We start from the raw sequence: 7436 nt of genomic DNA, 5'->3' as shown, positions 1-7436 counted from the left end.
ACACGCCCGCCGCCCCGCCAAGGCGGAGGCCGCGCCCGCGGCGCAGCCGCAATCAGACACAGCAAATCCCGTCAGGACCGCAGTATGAGGGGCCCGTCCGATGATGGACGGGCCCCTCGGTCTTTTCCCGGCACGCCCGCCGCCCCGCCAAGGCGGAGGCCGCGCCCGCGGCGCAGCCGCAATCAGACACAGCAAATCCCGTCAGGACCGCAGTATGAGGGGCCCGTTCGTCACGAACGGGCCCCTCGGTCGTTTCCCGTGGCAGCGCCAACGCCTGCCTCGCAACGGGCGGGCAAACGGCCGAGAATCGCCCTCACGCCCCCGCGGAGCGGTCGCGGAGCTTCCGGCTCCTCTTGCGGCCGGGCGCCCTCGAGAGGGCCCCGCGGCCTTGACGGCGTCACATTCCGCCAGTACCCCAGAAGCACGGACCCGTTCCCCGCGGGACTGACGGAGGTGGCGTATGGCGGCATCGGCGAAGCACGAGACGCGAGCGCTGCTCCGGGCGCATCTGTCGGCCGCTTCGTCGTACCGGCATCTGACCCGTCACTGCCCGATCTGCCACCGCCTGCAGCGGCTGGCGCTGGCGACGGCTCCGGCGAGCCCGCCGCCGGCCGGTGAGCCCGCCGAGGTCGAATCCCCCGGCGAGGCGTGACGGCGTACGCGCCCAACACCCGTACGCGCGTGGGAGGCTGGAACCTGCGCTTCCACTAGCGCACCCCGACGCCGGGCAACAAGGACAGTGGCATGTGACGGGAGTCACCGCACGAGTTTCCGGAGCCCCCCTTCTTACCCCGCTCCTACAACCCGTCAATTTAATATGTGCAATTGCACCTGGGTCAGGGCTTCCCCGCAGCGTCCCACCAGACTCCGACACGGGCACTCACAGACCCCCGCCGGGACACGCACAGTCGGCACCGCACGCACAAAAAAGATCGCGCTGGACCCGGCGGAGTCCAGCGCGATCGACGACGCACCCTTGCGTTCCGTGTGGGCGTGGGGCCTGTTGGGGCAGTCCCCGCGTCGTTTGGAGCTGTGATTCCGGGCGGCCCGACAGGTTGGGGGACCTGGCGCTTCGCCCGTTATTCGGTTGTTCAGGCCTCGCTGCGCTGCTGCGGGATGCCCGCGAGCAGAGCGCGGACCTCGGCCTCGCGGTAGCGGCGGTGCCCGCCGAGCGTGCGGATCGACGTGAGCTTGCCGGCCTTCGCCCAGCGCGTGACCGTCTTCGGGTCGACGCGGAACATGGTGGCGACCTCAGCCGGGGTCAGCAGCGGCTCGGCATCAGGGGTGCGAGCGGTCATGAGCGGCCTCCTCGGGAGAACCGAACCTTCTCGGTTCTTTCCTCTAAATTCTGCACCTTGACCCGCGTTGCCCGAAATGGCGGACGCGAGTCGAGTCGGTTATAGGACGAACGGCTTGTCCTCGGCACTACAACTACACCATCTGTCCAGCCGCGTCGGCCAAACCGATGGAATTGCCCTCCCAGGTGTTCATCAGCGACGGAAGCCGATGGACCATGCCATAGCGGACAGTCACGCCACTGTGACGATCAGTCACAGTGGCGTCAGGAGATACCAGACCCCCCAAAGCGTGCAATGCTGAGATTCCGCCCACAGTGGAACACAGTTGGGCGGACGGAGCCCTCCCCGGACTCCTTGTCCTATTTTGGCACGAGGGCGGGTAACGGGCGCAAGGGGCGTGTACGTGCGGTCTGTCACGCTTGACGCAAACGCCCGGATCGGGGCCTACGTCCCGTCAACTCGCGTAGTGCGGAGTCCGTCCGGTGCGTAGACCGTACGCGGTGACCGGCGTCACGGCCGTGACGCACATCACTCCACTCGAACCTCTGTCGGATCCTCCGTCACACGGCTCACGCGGCCTGGCGATATGTCAGTTCGCCGAGCGCAGCTCGCGCACCGACCGCCAGCGCTCCACCAGCCGCCCGTAGGCCACGCCGGCCGCGGCCCCGTCCCCGCGCCGCAGCGCCGCGATCCCCTCGGCCACGTCCGCCGCCGAGTGATCGTCCTCCAGCGCCCCCGCGGGCAGCGCGTGCACCAGACCGCCGTAGTCGAGCTCCACCAGGGAGCGCGGGTGGAACTCCTCCAGCCAGCGCCCCACGTCGACGACCCCCTCGACCAGCGGCCCCTCGTCCATGGTGTCCTTCAGCGTGCGCAGCGCCCGGGCCACCCGGCGCCGGGCCTGCACCATCGGCGTGCGGTAGCGCAGCACCGGGGCCAGGTCGGCGGAGCCCTTGTCGTACTCCCGCTCCTCGTCGGAGACCAGCACGAACCAGTTCAGCGGCACCTGCCAGGTGGCCGTGCGGATCCACGGCCGCGCGTCGGGGTTGCTCTCCCGCCAGCGCTCGTAGTCCTGGGCGGCCTGGCGGCGCACCACCTCGGGCAGGACGGCCTCCAGCACCGGCTTCGGCAGTTCCTCGCCGAGGTCGGCCAGCGCCTGCCAGCCGCGCAGCCGGGTCCGCCACGGGCACACGCACACCACGCCGTCGACCTCCAGCACGAAGGCGTCGTCGCTCTCCCGCACCGGCACCGCGACGGGCGGGGTGGGCAGCAGGTCGGCCAGCGAGCGGCGCAGCTCGTCCTGGTAGGAGGGGAGCTCGGGGCGGCGGGCGTAGCGCGTCCAGTGGCCGCGCTCCGGTTCGGAGAAGGCGGCCAGCGGCTCGTACACCCGCAGATACGCCGCATACGGGACGATCACCGAGGACACCTTGGGCACGCCTGCTCCCTCCCCCGCGGGCCGCTGCGGAAACCTGCCGGGCCCGCACCCGCGCCTGCGGGAAATCCATGCAAATCGTCGCACGGCCGCGCACGCGCGTACGTGGTCGTACTCCCTGAGAAGGTGATCTGGGGCACTGCGCGGCGCGTGGCCGGTAACAGGCTCTACCCTCATGCCACGGGGCCCCGTCCACCCCCATGGAGCCCCGCGTCACTCGCCGCTACTTACTCAGGAGTCACCACCGTGACCGACGTAACCGGCGCACCTGTTGGTGTACTGCACACCCTGTTCCACTCGGACCAGGGCGGCCATGAGCAGGTCGTGCTCTGCCAGGACCGCGCGAGCGGCCTGAAGGCCGTCATCGCCCTCCACTCCACCGCGCTGGGCCCCGCCCTCGGCGGTACGCGTTTCTACCCGTACGCCACCGAGGAGGAGGCCGTCGCCGACGCCCTCAACCTCGCGCGCGGCATGTCGTACAAGAACGCCATGGCCGGACTCGACCACGGCGGCGGCAAGGCCGTGATCATCGGCGACCCGGAGCGGGACAAGACCGAGGAGCTGCTGCTCGCCTACGGTCGTATGGTCGCCTCGCTCGGCGGCCGGTACGTCACCGCCTGCGACGTCGGCACCTACGTCGCCGACATGGACGTCGTGGCCCGCGAATGCCGCTGGACCACCGGCCGCTCCCCGGAGAACGGCGGCGCCGGCGACTCCTCCGTGCTCACCGCCTTCGGCGTCTACCAGGGCATGCGCGCCTCCGCGCAGCACCTGTGGGGCGACCCGTCGCTGCGCGGCCGCAAGGTCGGCATCGCCGGCGTCGGCAAGGTCGGCCACCACCTGGTCGAGCACCTGCGCGCGGAGGGCGCCGAGGTCGTCATCACGGACGTGCGCGACGACGCCGTACGCCGCATCCTCGACCGGCACCCCGAGGGCGTGAGCGCCGCCCTCGACACCGAGGCGCTGATCCGCACCGAGGGGCTGGACATCTACGCCCCCTGCGCGCTGGGCGGCGCCCTGAACGACGACACCGTGCCGGTGCTGACGGCGCGGATCGTCTGCGGCGCCGCGAACAACCAGCTCGCCCACCCGGGGGTGGAGAAGGACCTCGCCGACCGCGGGATCCTCTACGCGCCGGACTACGTGGTGAACGCGGGCGGCGTCATCCAGGTCGCCGACGAGCTGCACGGCTTCGACTTCGACCGCTGCAAGGCGAAGGCCGCGAAGATCTTCGACACCACGCTGGCCATATTCGCACGTGCGAAGGAAGACGGCATTCCGCCGGCCGCGGCGGCCGACCGGATCGCCGAGCAGCGGATGGCCGAGGCCGCCGCCGCCAAGCGCGGACGCTGACGTTCCGTGCCGCTCCCCGCAGGGCGAGCGGCACGGGTTCGTGCGGTACCTGCCGGTGGCGACTTCGAGAGAACTCTCACTTCCACCGGCGGGTCGTCCTCGGATAAGTGGTTAAAATCGCCATTGACCAGCGAGGACGGGGCGCCTCGGTGGTCCTGTGCACACGCGCGTGCTGCGGGCGACGTACCGTATGGGCGCGGGCTCAGGTACCGTGGAAGCCCTACGGACCGGCCTCTCTGCGGAGAGTCCGTGCCGGAACATGAACGCGTGTCAGACTCTGGGGCCGTCGAGCCCCGTCGTTGAGGGGGTCGAGCCATGGGGCGCGGCCGGGCCAAGGCCAAGCAGACGAAGGTCGCCCGCCAGCTGAAGTACAACAGCGGTGGGACTGACCTCACACGCCTGGCCGAGGAGCTGGGCGCATCGACATCGAATCCGTCGCCGCCGAACGGCGACCGTTTCGAGGACGATGAGCACGACGACGATGACCTGTACTCCCGGTACGCCGACCTCTATGACGAGGACGACGACGAGGAGGACGAGGACGGCCCGTCCTCGCAACACCGTCGCGGCGCGTAAGGCTGCGCGGCATTCGCCGTTTCACCCGGTCCGGGGTCCTGCTCCGGACCGGGTTTCGTGCTGCCGTACAACGGGCTCACGCCCCTGAAGGCCCCCGCGCTCCGCGAGCGGGTGGGGCCCCCAGGGGCCGGGCCGGGCGTCAGGCGTAGTCGCCGACCAGCTCCGCGCCGGTGGTGTGCTCGCCGCGGTCGGTGATCTCGCCGGCGACCCATGCCTCCACGTCGCGGTCGGCCAGCGTGGCCAGGGCCACGTCCACGGACTCCTGCGGGACGATCGCCATCATGCCGACGCCCATGTTCAGCGTCTTCTCCAGCTCCAGCCGCTCCACCTTGCCGGTGCGGCCGACGAGGTCGAAGATCGGGTCCGGCGTCCAGGTGGAGCGGTCGACCACGGCGTGCAGTGTGTCCGGGATCACCCGGGCGAGGTTGGCGGCGAGACCGCCGCCGGTGATGTGGCTGTAGGCGTGGACCTCGGCGGTCCGGATGAGCGCCAGGCAGTCCAGCGAGTAGATCTTGGTGGGCTCCAGCAGCTCTTCGCCGAGGGTGCGGCCGAGCTCCTCGATCCGCGCGTCCAGCGACAGACCGGCCTGGTCCAGCAGGACGTGCCGGACGAGCGAGTACCCGTTCGAGTGAAGCCCGGAGGACGCCATGGCGATGACGGCGTCACCCGTGCGGATGCGATCCGGGCCGAGCAGCCGGTCGGCCTCCACGACGCCCGTACCGGCGCCCGCGACGTCGAAGTCGTCCGCGCCGAGCAGGCCGGGGTGTTCGGCCGTCTCACCGCCCACCAGGGCGCAGCCGGCCAGCACGCAGCCCTCCGCGATGCCCTTGACGATCGCGGCGACCCGCTCGGGGTGGACCTTGCCGACGCAGATGTAGTCGGTCATGAACAGCGGCTCGGCGCCGCACACCACGATGTCGTCCATGACCATCGCGACCAGGTCGTGGCCGATGGTGTCGTACACGCCCAGCCGGCGGGCGATGTCGACCTTCGTGCCGACGCCGTCGGTGGCGGAGGCGAGCAGCGGCCGCTCGTAGCGCTTGAGGGCGGAGGCATCGAAGAGGCCGGCGAAACCGCCGAGGCCGCCGAGGACCTCGGGGCGCTGCGTCTTCTTCACCCACTCCTTCATCAGCTCGACGGCGCGGTCGCCCGCTTCGATGTCGACGCCGGCAGCCGCGTAGGAGGCACCAGTTGTCTCAGACATGGTGAGGAGAACTTTCGTGTCGTACGGCAGGTGATGCGGCGCCCTACGGGCGGCGGATGGCGTCGGCGGCGGCCGTGGCGGCGGGGCCGGCGGCCAGCTCGGTCTCCAGCAGCTGCTTGCCGAGCAGCTCCGGGTCGGGCAGCTCCATCGGGTACTCGCCGTCGAAGCAGGCGCGGCACAGGTTCGGCTTGGCGATGGTGGTCGCCTCGATCATGCCGTCGAGGGAGATGTACGCCAGCGAGTCGGCGCCGAGCGACGTGCCGATCTCGTCGATGGTCATGCCGTTGGCGATCAGCTCCGCGCGCGTGGCGAAGTCGATGCCGAAGAAGCAGGGCCACTTCACGGGCGGCGACGAGATCCGGATGTGGACCTCGGCGGCGCCGGCCTCGCGCAGCATGCGCACCAGGGCCCGCTGGGTGTTGCCGCGGACGATCGAGTCGTCGACGACGACCAGCCGCTTGCCCTTGATGACTTCCTTGAGCGGGTTCAGCTTCAGCCGGATGCCGAGCTGGCGGATGGTCTGCGAGGGCTGGATGAAGGTCCGGCCCACGTAGGCGTTCTTCACCAGGCCGGCGCCGAACGGGATGCCGGAGGCCTCCGCGTAGCCGATGGCGGCCGGGGTGCCGGACTCCGGCGTCGCTATCACCAGGTCGGCCTCGACGGGCGCCTCCTTGGCGAGGCGACGGCCCATCTCGACCCGGGAGAGGTAGACGTTCCGGCCGGCGATGTCGGTGTCCGGGCGGGCCAGGTACACGTACTCGAAGACACAGCCCTTGGGCTTTGCTTCCGCGAATCGCGATGTCCGCAGGCCGTTCTCGTCGATGGCGACGAACTCGCCCGGCTCGATCTCGCGCACATAGCTGGCGCCGCAGATGTCCAGGGCGGCGGACTCGGAGGCGACCACCCAGCCGCGCTCCAGACGGCCCAGGACCAGCGGGCGGATGCCCTGCGGGTCGCGGCCGGCGTAGAGGGTGTGCTCGTCCATGAAGACGAGGCTGAAGGCGCCCCGCACCTTCGGGAGGACGACGTGCGCCGCCTCCTCGATGGTCAGCGGCTTGCCGTCGTCGTCGACCTGGGCGGCCAGCAGGGCCGTCAGCAGGTCGGTGTCGTTGGTGGCCGCGACCCGGGTGGAGCGGCTGTTGTTGTCGCTCGGCAGCTCGGCGACCATCTCCGCGAGCTGCGCGGTGTTGACCAGGTTGCCGTTGTGGCCGAGCGCGATCGAGCCGTGCGCGGTGGCACGGAACGTCGGCTGGGCGTTCTCCCACACGGAGGCACCGGTGGTCGAGTAGCGGGCGTGTCCGACCGCGATGTGACCCTGGAGCGAACCGAGCGAGGTCTCGTCGAAGACCTGGGAGACCAGGCCCATGTCCTTGAAGACGAGGATCTGGGAGCCGTTGCTGACCGCGATTCCCGCGGATTCCTGACCCCGGTGCTGGAGGGCGTAGAGCCCGAAGTACGTGAGCTTTGCGACCTCTTCACCGGGAGCCCAGACGCCGAAGACGCCGCAAGCGTCCTGGGGGCCTTTTTCGCCGGGAAGCAGATCGTGATTGAGTCGACCGTCACCACGTGGCACGCC

Annotated in this window: 7 protein-coding genes; 3 read left to right on the top strand and 4 right to left on the bottom strand. The window is 70.4% G+C overall.

The genetic code is table 11. From position 1 onward, the window contains the following. The first annotated feature begins 460 nt into the window (after nt 1-460). Nucleotides 461-652: a DUF6274 family protein gene (locus ACZ64A_RS32225; protein WP_469815425.1), complete on the top strand. Its 192-nt coding sequence runs from the start codon at nt 461-463 to the stop codon at nt 650-652. A gap of 439 nt (nt 653-1091) precedes the next feature. Here ACZ64A_RS32225 and bldC read toward each other — a convergent pair whose 3' ends face one another. Both bldC and ACZ64A_RS32215 read right to left on the bottom strand, forming a co-directional pair. After that, a complete protein-coding gene (bldC, locus tag ACZ64A_RS32220) occupies nt 1092-1298 on the bottom strand; it encodes a developmental transcriptional regulator BldC (protein ID WP_003949541.1) in 207 nt (68 codons plus the stop codon). A gap of 589 nt (nt 1299-1887) precedes the next feature. After that, entirely contained in the window at nt 1888-2730 is an 843-nt protein-coding gene (locus ACZ64A_RS32215) for a DUF8083 family protein (protein ID WP_469815423.1), read from the bottom strand. 243 nt (nt 2731-2973) lie between these two features. Between ACZ64A_RS32215 and ACZ64A_RS32210 the strand changes: the two genes are divergently transcribed. Together ACZ64A_RS32210 and ACZ64A_RS32205 are read left to right on the top strand one after the other, a co-directional pair. After that, nucleotides 2974-4080 (top strand): Leu/Phe/Val dehydrogenase, encoded by a 1107-nt coding sequence (locus ACZ64A_RS32210; protein WP_469815422.1) that lies wholly within the window; start codon nt 2974-2976, stop codon nt 4078-4080. Between the two features lie 315 nt (nt 4081-4395). Continuing rightward, on the top strand, nt 4396-4656 hold the full coding sequence (locus ACZ64A_RS32205) for a DUF3073 domain-containing protein (RefSeq protein WP_469815420.1): 261 nt from the start codon (nt 4396-4398) through the stop codon (nt 4654-4656). Nucleotides 4657-4795: 139 nt separating this feature from the next. Here ACZ64A_RS32205 and purM read toward each other — a convergent pair whose 3' ends face one another. Then, nucleotides 4796-5860, bottom strand: a complete 1065-nt coding sequence (gene purM, locus ACZ64A_RS32200; RefSeq protein ID WP_469815418.1) for a phosphoribosylformylglycinamidine cyclo-ligase — start codon at nt 5858-5860, stop codon at nt 4796-4798. A 43-nt stretch (nt 5861-5903) separates the two neighbouring features. Then, entirely contained in the window at nt 5904-7433 is a 1530-nt protein-coding gene (gene purF, locus ACZ64A_RS32195) for an amidophosphoribosyltransferase (RefSeq protein ID WP_469815416.1), read from the bottom strand. Nucleotides 7434-7436: the final 3 nt, after the last annotated feature.

Source organism: Streptomyces sp. NPDC104814, assembly GCF_055583185.1.
This window is presented reverse-complemented; position numbering and strand designations above follow the sequence as displayed.